At 35.9% G+C, this 17,117-nt stretch carries 11 protein-coding genes and 1 pseudogene; 9 read left to right on the top strand and 3 right to left on the bottom strand.

From position 1 onward, the window contains the following. Positions 1–12: 12 nt before the first annotated feature. Together H7A25_19370 and mtnP are read left to right on the top strand one after the other, a co-directional pair. A pseudogene (locus H7A25_19370) lies at positions 13–1,032 on the top strand (Mrp/NBP35 family ATP-binding protein). Next, positions 1,032–1,904 carry an S-methyl-5'-thioadenosine phosphorylase gene (gene mtnP / locus H7A25_19365; protein MCP5502068.1) on the top strand — a complete coding sequence of 291 codons (873 nt, stop codon included), beginning with the start codon at positions 1,032–1,034 and terminating at the stop codon, positions 1,902–1,904. The pseudogene H7A25_19370 and the gene mtnP overlap by 1 nt, the downstream one beginning before the upstream one ends. A 78-nt stretch (positions 1,905–1,982) precedes the next feature. Here mtnP and H7A25_19360 read toward each other — a convergent pair whose 3' ends face one another. Further along, a complete protein-coding gene (locus H7A25_19360) occupies positions 1,983–2,402 on the bottom strand; it encodes a hypothetical protein (protein MCP5502067.1) in 420 nt (139 codons plus the stop codon). Between the two features lie 180 nt (positions 2,403–2,582). Between H7A25_19360 and H7A25_19355 the strand changes: the two genes are divergently transcribed. Both H7A25_19355 and H7A25_19350 read left to right on the top strand, forming a co-directional pair. Beyond that, positions 2,583–6,602: an NAD-glutamate dehydrogenase gene (locus tag H7A25_19355; protein ID MCP5502066.1), complete on the top strand. Its 4,020-nt coding sequence runs from the start codon at positions 2,583–2,585 to the stop codon at positions 6,600–6,602. A 188-nt stretch (positions 6,603–6,790) separates the two neighbouring features. Then, positions 6,791–8,095, top strand: coding sequence for a hypothetical protein (locus H7A25_19350; protein ID MCP5502065.1), 1,305 nt, complete (start codon positions 6,791–6,793; stop codon positions 8,093–8,095). A gap of 42 nt (positions 8,096–8,137) precedes the next feature. Here H7A25_19350 and H7A25_19345 read toward each other — a convergent pair whose 3' ends face one another. Next, complete coding sequence (locus H7A25_19345) at positions 8,138–9,247, bottom strand: hybrid sensor histidine kinase/response regulator (GenBank protein MCP5502064.1); 1,110 nt, start codon at positions 9,245–9,247, stop codon at positions 8,138–8,140. Between the two features lie 5 nt (positions 9,248–9,252). Continuing rightward, positions 9,253–11,205: a PAS domain S-box protein gene (locus H7A25_19340; GenBank protein MCP5502063.1), complete on the bottom strand. Its 1,953-nt coding sequence runs from the start codon at positions 11,203–11,205 to the stop codon at positions 9,253–9,255. A gap of 155 nt (positions 11,206–11,360) precedes the next feature. On the opposite strand from H7A25_19340, the gene H7A25_19335 reads away from it, so the two are divergent. From H7A25_19335 to H7A25_19315, 5 genes are read left to right on the top strand one after another with little or no spacing between them, the layout of a single operon-like run. Next, entirely contained in the window at positions 11,361–12,320 is a 960-nt protein-coding gene (locus tag H7A25_19335; protein ID MCP5502062.1) for an AAA family ATPase, read from the top strand. Between the two features lie 2 nt (positions 12,321–12,322). After that, complete coding sequence (locus H7A25_19330; protein ID MCP5502061.1) at positions 12,323–13,201, top strand: DUF58 domain-containing protein; 879 nt, start codon at positions 12,323–12,325, stop codon at positions 13,199–13,201. Beyond that, positions 13,198–13,722 (top strand): hypothetical protein, encoded by a 525-nt coding sequence (locus H7A25_19325; GenBank protein ID MCP5502060.1) that lies wholly within the window; start codon positions 13,198–13,200, stop codon positions 13,720–13,722. Before H7A25_19330 ends, H7A25_19325 begins: the two co-directional genes overlap by 4 nt. Next, entirely contained in the window at positions 13,719–14,717 is a 999-nt protein-coding gene (locus tag H7A25_19320) for a VWA domain-containing protein (protein MCP5502059.1), read from the top strand. Before H7A25_19325 ends, H7A25_19320 begins: the two co-directional genes overlap by 4 nt. After that, complete coding sequence (locus tag H7A25_19315) at positions 14,714–17,116, top strand: VWA domain-containing protein (protein ID MCP5502058.1); 2,403 nt, start codon at positions 14,714–14,716, stop codon at positions 17,114–17,116. Before H7A25_19320 ends, H7A25_19315 begins: the two co-directional genes overlap by 4 nt. The last annotated feature ends 1 nt before the right edge of the window (position 17,117 follow it).

Below are 17,117 nucleotides of genomic sequence, written 5' to 3'. Positions count from 1 at the left end.
CAGGAAGAATTTATTCGTAAAGAATTAGCTAAAGTCAAACATCCGGAAAATAAAAGAGACATAGTGAGTCTCGGGATGATAGGGGAAATTAAACAGGAAGAAGGGAAAATAACCCTTCTTTTAAAAACACCGGTTAATGATAGAAAACTACAAATAGGACTTGAAGCACAGGTTCGTCAGCAACTCAAAGGCTTATTTCCCGGAAAATTAATCATTAAATTTGAAGTAGACCCTTCTTTAGAGGCCGCAGATGAAAACCGGATTCCCGGTGTAAAAAAGGTTATTGCGATTGGTTCCGGAAAGGGTGGGGTGGGAAAATCCACGATTACTGTGAACCTTGCCACACAACTGAAAGAACGAGGATACCGGGTCGGTATCCTGGATGCAGATATCTACGGACCTTCTGTGGGAAAAATGTTCGGAGTGCAGGGAAGGGTTCCTTTACAGGCGGACGAAGAAAGAATCTGGCCTCTGGAAAAAAACAAGCTTAAGATCATGTCCTTTTCCTTTCTTTTGAATGAGGATCAACCGGTAGTCTGGCGGGGCCCCATGCTGGGAAAAGCTATTGAACAATTTCTTTATGATATCGTCTGGGGAGAACTGGATTTTCTCCTGGTAGACTTACCTCCGGGAACGGGAGATGTTCAGCTTTCATTGTCTCAACTTATTAACCTCGACGGGGCGGTTATTGTAACTACTCCCCAAAATATTGCCATTCTGGATGCCAGTAGGGCTGCGGCTATGTTTCAGCAGGTGAAAGTTCCTATCCTTGGCGTTGTGGAGAACATGAGCGAGTTCATTTGTCCGCATTGCGGAAAGGGCAGCCAGATTTTCTCCTCCGGTGGAGGAGATAAGTTATCTCAAACCTTTCAATCAGTGCTTCTGGGACAGGTTCCTTTAACGATGGATTTAATGAAAGCGGGTGAGGAAGGGATTCCTGTGGTCGAAAAGGATAAACAGGGAGTCATTGCAAAAGCCTTCCAGAGCATATCCGAGAATCTGGAAAAAGAGTTAAAAAGGTGGGAGGCCTGATGTCAGCTTCTGATGTTAAAATTGGGATCATTGGTGGAACCGGTCTTTATAATGTAGAGGGAATGGAATTACTGGAAGAGGTATTTCCGGATACAGCCTGGGGAAAACCTTCTGATGTGATTTCGATTGCCCGCTATGAAGGAAGAAAGGTAGCTTTTTTACCCAGACATGGCAGGGGGCACTTCATTTCTCCTTCCGAAATTCCGAATCTTGCCAATATCGCTGCTTTAAAAGCCCTTGGTGTAGAGGAAATAGTAGCTTTTAGTTCAGTAGGTAGCTTACGGCAGGAAATTGCTCCCTGTGATTTTGTGCTTCCTTCCCAGATTATTGATAGGACAAAAGGAATTCGAGAATCTACATTTTTTGGAAATGGTCTGGTAGCTCATGCAACTTTTGGAATTCCTTTTTCCACAGTTCTTTCCAATCGAATCAGGGAAGCTTCTGCAAAGATAGAGGGTCTGAAGATGCATACAGATAAAACTTTGATTTGTATGGAAGGGCCTTTATTTTCCACCCGTGCCGAATCCAATATGTACAGGATGCTCGGAGGAGACATTATTAATATGTCTGTCTTACCGGAAGCTAAATTAGCTCGTGAAGCAGAAATTGCCTATCAGATGGTCTGTATGTCAACGGATTATGATTCCTGGTTGGAACACGAGAAACCGGTAACCGTGGAAATGGTAATTGCCAATCTAAATCAAAATGCAGGAAATGCAAAAAAATTAATTAAAGCTATGTTACCCTTACTGGGCAAGGGAGAAGATAAAAGCCTGAAGGGAAGTATGAAAGGGGCTATTATTACAGCTCCCGATAAGCGAAACCCTGAACAGGTAGAGAAAATAAAAACTCTCTTTCCGGATTATGTTTGATTCTTAGAAGTCGAAGACCAAGGGCGGGTTTGGTAACTCGCCCTTGAATTAGCAGGCTTTACAAATAGGCCTTAAGCATTATTTACTACATGCGGTTTTACAAGATTTGTGGTCTGCCTGGCATTTATTGTGGGCATCCTTTCTTGCTTTTGTATCTTTTTTATCGATTTTACCGGTTTCTTTATTACAAGCATTAAGTTTCTGACCGCAGTCCTTGTTACATTTTGCAGCAGCTTCTCTTTTTGCTTTTGCTTCAGCTTGCTTCTTTTTTTGTTCTTCAGCCTTAGCTTTTCTTTCTTCGTCCCTTTTTTTCTTGTCTTCGTCTCTTTTCTTCTGAGCTTCTTCTCTTTTTTTCTTAGCTTCGTCAGCCTTAGCTTTTTTTTCTGCGGCAGCAGCGGCTTTTTTGTCGGCAGGCTCAGCTTTTTTATCAGCTAAAAGGCCAAAGGAGAAGGTTAAGGCTGTAAAAAGGATCAGCAGGCTTTTTAAAACATTTTTCATTCGTGTAAAGCTCCTTATTAGGAAAATATTAAGGAGATTCTTTGAGGCCGGCTCATTTTTTCGTCAAGCATTTTCGGAAATTTTTTGATTAAATTTAAAAGATTTTTCTATACGGAAAAATCTATTTTTTCTTTGACGTATCTTAAAAAAAGCGAAACCCTTCTTATTGGGAGTTATGGAATGACAGCATTAGACGAAGCTTTTTTTAAAGAATCTTTCTTAAGGTCTCTGGGGGATTTATATAAAGACTTTTATTCAGAAAAAGAAATCACTCTTTTAATTGATGAGTTAAAAAGTAAATATAAAGAAAAACCTGAAAATAAAGGAATCCATGTTTCTTATTTTATACCAGGAGAAAATGATGAATTGCTAAGATTGAGATTGGATTGTATAATAATTACCTGCAATTCTCTTCCTTTTTTTACTGCAACGATTCGAAGGTATATTAAGAATAGTAAAGATTTATCTATTAATCGTAGCCTGCATTTTCATCCATCCGAAACGGAAGAATTGTATTATATTGAAATACATAAAGTCCAAAGAGAGATTATAGAAAAAGCCATCCGGGACTTAGAGCAGTTTTATTATCGAATTCTAAAATTAACCGCTGATTTTAACACCTTTTCTAAAGTAAAAAGAGCCGAATGGTCAGGACTCTGGCCTAAACATGCACCTCTGATTGAATGGCTTTTAGACAAGAGTTATGTGTGGGAAGGAAGTTTGCAGCTTATAGAGGCGAGAGAAACACTATATGGTGAAGTAGATGATTGGGTCGGTGCGAAAGACTGGTTTTTGTCTCTTCCTGAGTCTGATGAGGAACGCTTTTTTGCCCTGGAAAGTAAAGATACTGCATTTTTAGCCGATGGTGAATTATTTTATTTTGCTTTCATTACTGGAAAAAATAGGCTTTTACTGAGCGGTTCTTTAAATGAGGTAGCCCGTTACTCCGGTTTAAAAGATTTACCGATTTTAAAAGCTAATTTAGATAAATTATATGTAACAGAAAAAATTCAGGAATTTTCCGGCCTCGGAAGAACCGTTCGAATGACGTTTAACTTTATTCCAACCGAATTACTGTTTATAATTCCTTTTAATGCATATCACCCTATCTATACAGCGATTATGGATCAATCTCTCAAAACAAATTTAGGTGTAACCGGAATGCAAATAACAGAGGATATTTCTCTGATTATATCCTTTATTCCTGAGAAAAATTGGTCGGAGGAAGTATGGGAAGGAACCGATAAAATTGTAGAAGAGTTTCTTTCTCCAAAAAATTTCAAGGCTTATCATGTTTTAAAAGATAGACATATTGAAGGATATCATATTATACGCGGAAAAAATATTGGTAAGCAACAACTATTTGAAGTAGCTTCTCGAATAGAATTTAGTTTTCGTACCTGGGACGACAACCTTCGATATAAATGGGAAGATAGATACAAAGATATTCCATACCCTGAAAGTATTTTATTTCGTAAAGATTATTCTGCGACTCATAGTCCGGAAATGGCCATACATGATCTGGATCTTCTTCTAAAGATGGGGCATGAGAGGCTTATTTGTAATGTTGTATCCAGAAATGAGGCTACTATAATAGAAGCCATTACAAGAGATCGGGAGTTTTCTTTGTCTCTGTGGGTTCAGGCCCTGGCGAATTTCGGACTTTCTCCGATTTCACAGAGGGTATATCGGTTTTATTATGAAAATGTTCTATATGCAAAATCTGAGTTTTTCCTCGAAGAGATGGAGGACAGAAATGATTTGTATCAAAGACTAAAAACTGCTTTTACCTTTACCATGAAAGGCCTTCTCCCTTCTGATAAACTTTCCTCATTACTTTTACATACAAATCTGGATGCTCATGGACTTTTCTTTTTGAAGGCGATTCGAGATTATTGCTTACAATCTAATCCGGCTTTTCATATCCCGGTATTTAATAGTGCTTTATTAACCTATCCCGAATTTTGTGTGTCTACCTGGGAATACTTTTGTGATAAATTTGAAAAAGGTAATATACCTCAGGTGAATCGAATGAAAGAACTGGCAGATAAAACCAAAACCATCAAAGAAGATGAATCACTAACGGCATTTCGTACTTCTGTTTTGTCTATACTTCGAACTAATTTTTTTAGTCTGGGAAGTAAAGAGATTATCAGTAATAAAAAAGGAGTTAAAGGTTTGGATAGAGGTTCTATTGCTTTTAAAATAGATAGTTCTATACCCGCATATCTTCCTTCTCCGAGGCCTTATCGGGAAATATTTGTTTATTCTTCTGAGTTCCAGGGAATTCATTTAAGAGGAGGTCCGGTGGCCCGCGGAGGTCTTCGTTTTTCCGATAGAAATTTGGATTATCGAACCGAAATTCTTTCTCTTATGAAAACCCAGATGGTAAAAAATGCTCTTATTGTTCCTGTGGGTTCCAAAGGAGGTTTTATTCTATCTGAAAATATATATTCCAAGACTCCTCTAGCGATGGTAGAAGCTTATAAGAAATACATTAATTCCCTTTTAGCCCTTACGGATAATCGTAAAAAAGGTGAGCTAATTCCCTTTGCAGAAACTTCCGGACCCTATGCTTATGATGATGCGGATCCCTATCTCGTTGTGGCTGCGGATAAAGGAACAGCTCAACTTTCAGATACTGCAAATTCACTTTCGATTGAAAGGGGCTTCTGGCTGGGAGATGCTTTCGCCTCAGGTGGTTCGAGAGGATATTCCCATAAGGAACTTGGCATTACAGCAAAGGGTGCTCTCGTTACCGGAGATAGATTATTTCGAAACCTCAAAGTCGATTTCAGAACAGAATCAATTCGATTGGTAGGAATTGGTGATATGGGAGGAGATGTATTTGGCAATGGTTTATTAGAAAGTCAGCATTTTCAATTAATCGCAGCTTTTAACCATAAGCATATATTTTTAGATCCAAATCCGGATTCCAATAAAAGTTATGAAGAAAGAAAACGACTTTTCTTCTCAAAAGATTCCGGTTGGGACTTTTATAATAAAGACCTGATATCGAAAGGTGGTGGGATTTTTGATAAAACGGAAAAGGCTATTACTATTTCAGCAGAAGTTAAGGAAGCACTGGGGATTACAGCCGATTCCTTATCCGGGACAGAATTAATTCGCGCAATTTTAAAAGCTCCGATAGATATGTTATATAATGGAGGAATTGGTACCTACATCAAAGCGAGTACAGAAGATAATAATGAAGTAGGGGATCCTTCTAACAATGAATTGCGTATAAATGGAAAAGAAGTTCGAGCAAAGGTAATTACAGAAGGAGGTAATTTGGGTCTGACTCAGAAAGGCCGAATAGAGTTTGATAGAAATGGTGGCTTTATTTTTACGGATGCTATGGACAATTCGGGTGGTGTTGATTTATCCGATCACGAAGTAAATTTAAAACTTTTCTTTAATCTCCTTATTGAAGAGGGACTTATCCGGGGTGAAGATGAAAGAGATGAAATCATGAAAGATATTGTAGCAGATGTTGTAAAAAAAGTCCTTTTGCATAATGCCTCTCAAAGTCTCTCCGTAAACGTTGATTCTTATGAATCGATAAAAAAAGGATGGCGTTTATTCACAGATACAGCTGATCATCTTATATCCAAAAAAATACTAAATCCACAAAATGAAACAATCCCGGGTTCTGAGTCTGAGTGGCAGGAATGGAAGGCAAAAGGAAATGCGATTCCAAGACCCGCTCTTTGTGTACTTTTTGGATACGTAAAGATGGACTTATATTCAGAGTCTCTAAAATATCAGCTTTTTAAAGCAGAAGATTATCCGGAAATGTTTCTATCCTATTTTCCAAAAAAACTCGGTGAGAAATACAGGAATATGCTATTTAAGCATCCTCTAAAGAATGAAATCATGGCTACTCAGATTGTAAATTTCTATGTAGATTTAATGGGTGTAGGTTCTTATTTATTATTAGGAAAAGAAAAAGATACACGTATAAATCGTTTGAAAGAAATTGTAGATAGTTTGTACCAAAACAAAGTATACCTATTACAGGAAGAGTTGGCTTCTCTAAGAAACAAAGAACTGGAAAGTGATTTGAACGCATTTCTTTCCAGTCTCAGAGAAGGAATTCGAAAGCAATATTCAATGGAAGCAACAGAGAAGCCGGAAGAATTCTCAATATTTCAGTATATAAGTTCTGACGCGAAGACTGTTTTGAAAGGAATTTTATAATTTGAAAAATTATTAATAAAAGAATAGAGCCGTTTTCCTGTAAAAAAGGGGACATCGAATCAGATGCTCCCTTTTTTTTTAGAATTTTTTGTAGTCTAAATACTATACATAAGTATTTTTGGGAATATGATTTCGTCTTATATAGTAAGCGAAATGTATCTTTTTTGAAAGAAATAGGGGAGATGAAAATGGCTCGGATAATTGTACTAATTGTAACTACTTTTTTTATGGTTTTATCTTTGCAGTCCTGTAGAGATAAAGCAGCTTTTTTTTCCTTCTTTTTTTCCGGAAAGGCTCCTTCAACTATAAATAATACTCCTTATAAAGGGAAAAGTGTAGAAAAAAAATCAAAGAATCCATTTTTTTTAAAAAATCATAAAAATCCCTATAAGTATATTCAGAATCTAACATATGATATTTCTCATGATAATTCAATCATTGCTTCAAAACCGGCTAAAGAGTTTCTGGTTTGCGGTAAGAATAAAATCCAATCCACAGAGAAAAAAAAACATACAAATTTTTGGGATGAGCAAAAAGGACCGGAAGGTTTAAGTGAGCATCCTATATTAAAAGTAAGAAAGGGGCTTATCAGTATTTCTGCTTCTGATTTACATCAGTCGTATCCTGAGCTAGTAAAAGTTGAGGAAAAAAACGCACTATATGGATATGCGGAATTGCAAAGTCTAAATGGAAAAGAGATTCCACTAAAAGAATCATTATTACTCGAAGAAACAGGGAAGAAAAATTATGTTTTCATCCCTCAAATTTCTCCTGATCCAAAAGAAGCCTATCGTTTTGCTTTTAAGGATTGCAAAGGGAATGAGATTTTTTCAGCTCATCTTTTTTTTGCAGCTCGTGATTTATGCAAAGACCATAATTTGCAGAAAGTAAAAGTCTTGCAGGCTAAAAATCCGGGTGAGGTGTTAAATCTTTCTATACAGGAGACTCTAATTAAGGACAGCGAGTGGGGTAATGTGGTATTACTCTCCTGGAATCATAAATCATCCTCTAATTTTCATCTTGAATTCCAAAAGACAGTTTCCGATACAAAATATATACTCCAGCAAGCATTTGGAGTTTATGACATACCGGGTAGAGAATGTGAATTATACTACCAGAGAAGTATAAATCCGCCTTTTAACCCGATTTCCGGCCTGGAATACAAAGCTGAAGGTTGGACTATGACCTCAGAAGACCTATTTATATCCCGTTCACAAAACACATTTTATAATTTCCAGAAAACCTATTTAGTTTTTCGAGTTTTGTCGTCAAAAGACAATAAAGATTTGAGCAATGAAGATACTTCAAAAATAAAAATAACAAGGACTGAGCTTTTCTATAGACCGGAAAATAGGACTGGTAAAGAGAGCCAGCTCTTAGCTTATCTCAGTGATTCTGGAGATAGAGGTAAATTAACTCTACTCACCATTTTACTACTTTCTATATTAAGTATTCTTGTATTTAGAAAATTCAGCCGAGAGCGATTTGATTAAGAATTAAGTTCTACAAATAAAAGAATAATATAAGCTTATACCTTACTTATAGAGCGAGTCCACTTCTAAATGAAGAAAAACGCTGGTACCGTGTGATTCCGGATGTTCTTCGATTGATCTGGAATCTAACTGTACTTCTCCTCCGTATGCCTCCATTAAATTTTTTACCAGGGGCATTCCAAAACCTGTGCCTTTTTCTTGCCAGGTCCCGGGTCTGTGAGTTTTTTTTGTTGGATCGAATATATCCTGAAGCAGTTTTTGAGGAATTCCAATACCATAATCTTTTAATTCCAGTAAAAGTTTATTGGGTTTGTTTCCTTTACTGGTTCTGATTTCTATATCTCCACTTTCATAAGAAAACTTTATTGCATTAGTCAGGAGATTGTTTAATACCGTATTTACAAAACTTGTTTCATCTACTTTAATGAGTAAATTTGGTTCTACATCAACTTTAACATACAGTTTTTTATGATCAATTTGCTCTTTTAAAAGATTCAGAGATTTAGTCAGCATATCTTTTAAGTAAACCGGTTTTAAGTTAAGACTAAATTTCCCTGATGCAATAGCTCTTTGTTGTCTTACCAGCTCAATTGTATCGTAGGCATTATTAATTGCATCTGACATCGCCTTCAAGATTCTGGGATTAAACTGTATTTTTCCAGTCTCTAACAAACCTAAAAAATTTCTAACGGTTCCCAGTGGATTCACCAGATCATGAGAAAGAATCTGAAGCAAACTTTCCCTTTCCTGGCTTATTTTTTGAATTTTATCCTGCTGTTTTAAAATTTTTATTTGGGTTTGTATTCTAACAAGAAGTTCTTCTGTATTAAAAGGTTTTGTAATATAATCAACTGCTCCGAGTTTAAATCCCTCAATAATATCATCGATCTCATTTTTCGCTGTAATGAAAATTATAGGGATTTCTTTTGTATCCTCTTGCTTCTTTAGAATTTTACATACTTCAAAACCATCCAGCTCGGGCATCATTATATCAAGTAAGATAAGTTCAGGTTGGAAATCATGAAGCACTTCTAATGCTTCTTCACCACTCATGCAAGCCATAATATCATATTCATTTTTAAGTAGTATTTCTACGAGGAGTTGCACATTTTTTGGATTATCGTCTATTACCAGTATTTTAGTATTTGACATTATTCTTAATTACTTTCCTTACCTGCTAATTTCTTAATTATTACCGGATATTGTGAAATCAAACCGGATAAATCTTTAATGTCATAAGCTTTAAAAGCTTTTTGAAAAGATGTTACATAGTTTCTTAATATAGGTACGTCATATTCAAGTAAGATTTCGGATAGTTCCCTTATAAAGGATTCTATAGCCGAAAAATGTAAACCTCTATTAATTCTCTTCCATTTCTCATACATATCTGAGTTTAAAATAGATATAAGCTTTTTCCTTTTGTCCTCAGATATATTGTCTGCATCGTTTCTGGTTGTTTCCGAAAGTAATTCTATATTTGTAGGAGGGTTTCCGGAATCATTTCTGACGTTTCCGTATTGGACGGGGATGTCAAAAAGATCTATAATGAACGTGCTTCCTTTTCCCTCGATAGATTCGAGATAAATCTGGCCTCCCATTTTTTCAACTATTTTTTTACAAATTGCAAGGCCCAGTCCTATCGAACCCGATATTTTTCTATGATTGAAACTATCAAATATATATTTACACTCCTCATCAGGAATTCCGGGTCCTGTATCAACTACCCGAAATTGAAGAAGTTTTAGCTTCTCAACATTTTCCTCTTCAAAGTGAATTATGAGTTGAACGGAGCCATTCTGGGTGAATTTAATTGCATTACTTAGAAGGTTAATTAAAATTTGTCGAAGACGATTTTTATCGAGTACAATATATTGGGGTAGCTTGTCATCGTATTGTATACTAAAAGAAAGGCCTTTTTCTTTGGCTTGTTTTTGGTAAAGATTTTGAATTTCTAAAAGTAATTTATTTAGATTTATTAGTTTTTTAGTAATATCTAATTTACCTGATTCTATTCTGGAAAGTTCAAGAATGTTATTAATCAGATTCAATAAAGTGTGACTACTGGACTTTATCAGGGATATATACCGTTCCGATTTTTCATCAAAAACCTGTCTTTCTAAAAGCTGGGTAAAACCAATAATGGAATTCATGGGAGTTCGAATTTCATGACTGACATTGGCCAGGAATAAACTTTTTGCCCGATTTGCATCTTCTGCTTCCATTTTTGCTCTTTCTAATTCTTCTTCGTATCGCTTTCTTGGAGATATATCTTTTATTATCCAAATAATTCCTGCACCCAAATCATGAGAATCAATCGCTTTAGCGGTTATATTACACCAGATGCGGGAGGAATTTTTTTTGAGCAAATAGGCATCACGATTAAAATAGTTTTCTACTCGAACTTTTTTTTCCATTTCGAGGATTATTTCAGATAGGGGACTTTCTGATTTTCCGGGATGGCTTATCAGAAGAGAATTTAATTCTAATAAATTATATCCTAATATTTCTTCAAAGTTGTGATTCATCCAGATTATTTTTCGATTTCGAATAAAACATATTCCTAAAGCCACATTTTCTAATATGATTTTTTGTTGGGTAAGAGATTGCCTGAGTTCTTCTTCAATTTTTTTTCTCTGACTATTATCCCTGGCTGAATAAAAAATGTATTCTTCAGAATGATTCTGATAAAGGACTATACTGAGTTCAAGCGGTTGATAAGAGCCATCCCATGTTTTAAAATACACCTCTTTTGTTTGATCTTGTTTTTCTCTCAATTCATAAAAAAGGTTTCTCCATTTTTTAGGACTCTGTTTAGATTCAATATTCCAAATAAAAAGCTTCCTTAGTTCCTCTGCGTGGTAACCTAGAATGGTATTTGCCGAGGAGTTTGAATAAATAATTTGCCCTCTTTTATCTATCCATAAAATTATATCCTGAACATTTTCCAGATAAAAAAGCATTTGCTGAAAGAAATCGAGGTTTTTTTCGGAATTATTCTTCGCACTATAAGCCATTTCTTCTAAAAAATGCAAGATTTCCCTGGGACAATTTCTTATATCTTTGGTATTTAGGAGAAGTTCTGCTTTATTTGCAAAAGTTTGATAAAACATGGTTAGCAAGATGGAATAATAAGAAAAATATTCAAGAATTATTTCTTTGCGATTGAAATTTTCAGGGTTCTGTAGCTGGTTTTTTTTGCATAATAAAGAAAAAACTTGAAATACTAAAAAGGCCTATTATTGTAAAATTATTCTGGAGGACTTGAATGGCAGGAAGTTCTGAAACTATCATCAAAAGTATAAAGCAGGAAATTAAAAAAGGAATTGTAGGACAGGAGAGGCTGGTGGACGGGCTTCTCCTCGGGCTTATTGCAGGTGGGCATTTACTGATTGAAGGAGTGCCGGGTCTTGCTAAAACAAGAGCGGTAAATCTTCTGGCCAATATTTGTGAGGTGAGTTTTAAGAGATTACAGTTTACCCCTGATTTATTACCGGCTGATATTATCGGAACGAGGATTTACAACCAGAATACGGCAAGTTTTGAAACCAGTCTCGGACCCATTTTCGCAAATTTTATTATTGCAGATGAAATTAACCGGGCACCGGCAAAGGTTCAGTCTGCTCTATTAGAAACCATGCAGGAGAAGCAGGTAACGATTGGAGATGAGACCCATAAACTTCCCAAACCTTTTTTTGTTTTTGCAACCATGAACCCGGTTGAACAGGAAGGAACCTATCCTTTACCGGAAGCTCAATTGGATCGTTTCATGATGAAGTTAATTGTTCATTATCCCAGTCCTGAAGAAGAGCAACAGGTCGTAAAAATGGTTATGCAGGAAACCAAACTTCCGGATATGCGTTGTCTCTTAAAAGCAGAAGATATACTTCATTTACAGGATGAAGCCAGAAAAGTTTTTATTGAAGATAAAATCATAAAATATATTACCGACATTGTTTTTGCTACGAGAGAACCGGAAAAGTATAATCTCGATATGAAAAACATTATCCAGATAGGAGCTTCACCCAGGGCTTCTATTTCTTTAGCTATGGTAGCTAGAGCCAAAGCTGTCATGGAAGGCAGGAAAAATGTTATTCCGGAAGATATTAAGGATATCGCTTATGATGTATTACGACACAGAGTGATTCTGACTTATTATGCAGATGCAGAAGGAATTCGGCCTGAAGGAATTATTAAGGAAATTCTCGGAAAAGTTAAAGTTCCATAATTATGAGTGATTTAGCCGGACTATTAAAAAGTGTAAAAGAACTGGAACTGGTAGCCAGGAAAAATGCGTATTCTCTTCTCTCCGGAGAATATGTGACAACACTTCCGGGTAAAGGACTTCTATTTCATGAAGCGAGAAAATATGTATTGGGAGAGCCCATACGTATGATAGACTGGAATATGACAGCCAGACTTGGAGAACCTTATGTTAAAGTTTTTCAGGATGAAAGAGAAAGAGAAGTTTTTGTTTGTTTAGATGTAAGTCCTTCTATGTATTCCGGTTGGCAGGAAAAAACAAAGCTGGAGTATGCTATTGAAATGGCAGCTACCCTTGCCGTATCCACCATCCAATCCAGAGATAAACTGGGCTTTATTATTTTTAATGATAAGACTCTTGAGGTAGTTCGCCCTCAGGCAGGAAAAATACAACTTTTTAGAGCTTTGAAAGCATTTTTAAAATACTCAGAAATGGAAGAAGCACCTTTCTGTGAACAATCCGATATACGTGCAGCGATTCACGGAGTACAGCAGTTTCAGGGGAAACGATTCATTATCTTTATCTTATCTGATTTTATTGATCAGGATGTGCCGGATGATTTGAAATACATACGGGCGGTTCATGACTTAAACCTTCTCCACATTTATGATCCTTTTGAATATACCTATTCTAAAGAAGTATTTTTTGATGCCTATGCTCCGGAGGGAGAAAGAAGAGATTATTCTATTTATCCGGGAGAACCGGATAGTCTGGAATCTATTCGTAAATACCTGGATGATGAATGCAAGAGGTTTAGATTGAGTTTTGGAAGTTTTAGCACAAAAGAGCCTGTAGATAGGTGTTTAAGAGAGTTATTTCACAATAAAAGGAAAAGTCTTGTATGAGTATATTCTTACTCCAGAGTTTACCGGGAGAAGTAATTCCTCCTCTCGACTTAATCCCTCCCTGGTTTTTTAATTCATTAAAATATGCTCTTATAAGTTTATTAGTATCTTTAGTCGTATCTTACATCATGTATAAGCTTGTAAAGAAGAGTGAAGAAATTCCCGGCTATATTCCCAAACCAACAAAATTTCCGGCACGTTCCAAGAGTAGGAGTATATACGATGAAATTAATATACTCAAACAAAAATATCATAAATCGAAGGAATACAGGGAAGGACTTCATGAACTTTCTTCTGCATTAAGATCTTATCTTGAAACGAAAAGTGGTATGCAGGTCGAGGAAATGACTTCAAAAGAAATCGAAGAGAGGTTGAAAAGTAAGGAACTCGGATCACTATTTCGAGGAATGGGATCTGTACAATTCGGTATACAACAACCTGATGAAAATGAATTTAATCATCAGGTTCAGAATTCAATTGATTCGCTTAAAAAATTTAATCGTTCTAAAAGTAAGTCATGATAAAGTTTGATACTATATACTGGTTGTTTTTAAGCCCTGCATTGCTTCTGTATGTTTATTACAGGTTTCGATTCAAGAAAAATGACGCAGTTCCATATGCTCCTCTACAATACAAGAAACCCGCAAGAATACGCTTTCCCCTCCGGCATGTAAAATTGTTTATAGAAGCCCTGGTTCTTTTTGCTGTATTTCTTGCATTAACAGAACCTCATAAACTTCTCGAAAGAAATATGGTTATAGATCGTGGTCTGGATATAGTCATGGCACTGGACGTCTCGGCCAGTATGCAGGCAGCCGATTTTCCACCGAATCGACTGGAATTTCTGAAAAAGATCAGCTCATCCTTTATTGAAAGAAATAATACAAGTCGAATCGGCGTTTTTATCTTTGCAAGAGATGTGTTTTCCCAAACTCCCCTGACAACTGATCATAGTATTTTGCAGGATTTGATTAAAGGGATTGGTTTTGCGGTAATTGATCATAATGAAAGCGGAGGAACCGCCATCGGAGATGCAATCCTCGCTGCCAGTGATTCTCTTATCAAAAATAAAAAAGAAGGCAGAGATCAGGTTCTAATTATAATAACAGATGGAGAAAATTCTCACGGTGTAGATCCTCTTCTCGCTGCGCACTATGCGAAATCTAAAAATATTCGTCTTTATGTAGTCGGAGTAGCAGGAGAAGAGCCGGTTCCGGTCTATGTAGATGGCTCTCCTTATCTGACTCCTTCCGGTGAAACCCTTATAACATCTTTAGATGATACCCAATTAAAAACGATAGCAAGAGAAGCCGGAGGAAAGTTCTATAGAGCAAAGAATTCCAAAGTCCTGGAACAAATATTTGATGAATTAAGCCGAATGGAAAGAACACCTATAGAGATAAAAAAGCTCAGTGATAAGATTAGTTACGTTCCCCATATTTCTATTGGAATATTTTTATTATTTTCTATCTGGCTAATTCTTGATGGCTTTTTTATCAGGAGACCCATGAGATGATTCAATTTGCTTTTCCTTATATGTTTCTTCTGATACTTCCCTGGACTATTTTATTTTTCTTTCTTTATGGAGTGCAGGAATCAGCTCTTCGCTGGCTTAGGGTAAACATATCCGATCGATTTTTAGAAACCCTTACTCGTTACAAAGATAAACGTTCCATAGTATCTCATCTTCTGCTTTTATACCTGATGGGCATTTTCCTACTTATTGCAGCCACAGGTCCAATGCTTCCTTCTGTTTATAAAATTGATACGATAAAGGGTAATATTGTTCTACTTATTGATGGTTCTTCGAGTATGGTAGCCGGTGACACCTTTGCCCATCCTATTACGAATAAAAAACCCTATGATCGTTTTGCCCAGGCCCAGGAGTTCTGTGTTGATTTAATTGAAGCTGAACCAAATTATTCTTATGGACTTATTACTTTTAGTGGAATTGCAGTAAGCCATAATTTACCGACTTCTGATTTGGCTTCTGTATTGACTTCCATTCAGGCTATGAAAATGCACAATTTTGAAATGCCGGGTTCAAGTTTTAAAAAAGCCTTACAGGAACTTATAAAACAGGCAGGAAACATAGAAGGTGGCTTCCAGGCTGTTTTACTCAGCGATGGGGAGGTTCCGAAAGGAAAAGAAGAAGATCTATCGGAAGAATTAAGTATTTTAAAAAAATCCGGTATACCGGTGCATACCGTTGGGATAGGAAGTAAAAAAGGGAGCGGTATTAAGTATTTCATTTCTTTTAAATCTGCAGAAAAAACGAATGAGAATAATAAATCCAAAGATGATTCGACCGGTGTGAAGCTGAAAGAAACCCGCCAGAAAATCATTAAACAAATTACTACAAAGCGGGAAGATAAGACCCTTCAAATGATAGCAAGTGCTACTGGGGGGAAGTACCTTGTTGTAGAAAGAAAAGATTGGGTAACAGATTTGACAGGATTCATTCGCAAGACTCTGGCGAAAAATACAAAAAAAAACGAGACAAAAGGCAATAAGAGCATTAGCCATTATTTTTTACTTATCTTTTTATTACTGTTCATGTTTGAAAATTTTCTTCTGTATCGCTTGAAATACCTTTATAAAAAAGCAAGACCATTAAAACGAGGAAGTATTTTAGTCCTCTTTCTTATACCCTTATTTACATTTAAGTGTACCTATTTTCAGGCAGACAGGGTAAATAGGGAAGGCATCCAAAAATTTAAAGCCGGAAAACATAAGCCGGCCAAACTTCTTTTTGATAAGGCATTTTCTTTTGCCTTTCGGGAGCATATTCCGGTATTTAATAATGGTAATAATTCTATGAAGCAAAAAGAATATAAGGAGGCTCATGAATTCTTCGAGAAAGCTATGGAAATTCAGCCCGGCTTTTCAGAAGCTGTTTATAACGATGGATACGCCTTATATCTCTGGGCTGAGTCGGAACTAAAGCCGGAAATCTGTGATTTAAAAAAAGCTGAAGTTCTCTTTCAACAATCTATAATACGGTTTCAGAATGCAAGTTCCCTATTTTCTCAAACGGATCCCCATTTTATATCCTGTGATAAAAACCTTGCACAGGTATATAAAAGACTTTTAGAACTTCAGGACAAAGGAGTTGAAATTTGTCAGAATAATCCAGAAAAGAAAGATAATCAGGATAACAAAGAGAACAAAGATAATCAGGATAACAAAGAGAACAAAGATAATCAGGATAATAAAGAGAACAAAGATAATCAGGATAATAAAGAGAACAAAAACAATCAGGATAATAAAGAGAACAAAAACAATCAGGATAATAAAGAGAACAAAAACAATCAGGATAATAAAGAGAACAAAAACAATCAGGATAATAAAGAGAACAAAGATAATCAGGATAATAAAGAGAACAAAGATAATCAGGATAACAAAGAAAGTCAAAGAGAGAAACGTAAAGGTGGCGATGAGATAGGTAAATCTAATTTAGAAGAGCAAAAGGAAAAAGAAAAGCAGAAACAAAGAGAAGGAAAAGATAACAAAGAAGGAAAAGATAACAAAGAAGGAAAAGATAACAAAGAAGGAAAAGATAACAAAGAAGGAAAAGATAACAAAGAAGGAAAAGATAACAAAGAAGGAAAAGATAATAAAGAAGGAAAAGATAACAAAGAAGGAAAAGATAATAAAGAAGGAAAAGATAATAAAGAAGGAAAAGATAACAAAGATGATAAAAAGGGTGATGGAGATAAAACCATAAAAGAGCATAAAGAACAGGAATACGACGAACAAAAACGAAAAGAAGAAGAAAAGAAAATAGAAAAAGAGCTTTCTCGTATTAAAGAACAGGTAAAGGGTAAAACACATCGCCGTTCAAGACACCAACAGAATACAAAATTTAAAACCTTAGAAGAAAAAGAAGAAAATTTGAGGAACATGATACAGTAGG

Source organism: Leptospiraceae bacterium, from assembly GCA_024233835.1.
Classification (GTDB): Bacteria; Spirochaetota; Leptospiria; order Leptospirales; family Leptospiraceae; genus JACKPC01.
Note: the sequence above shows the minus strand (reverse complement) of the source record. Positions and strands in the feature narration are given on the sequence as shown.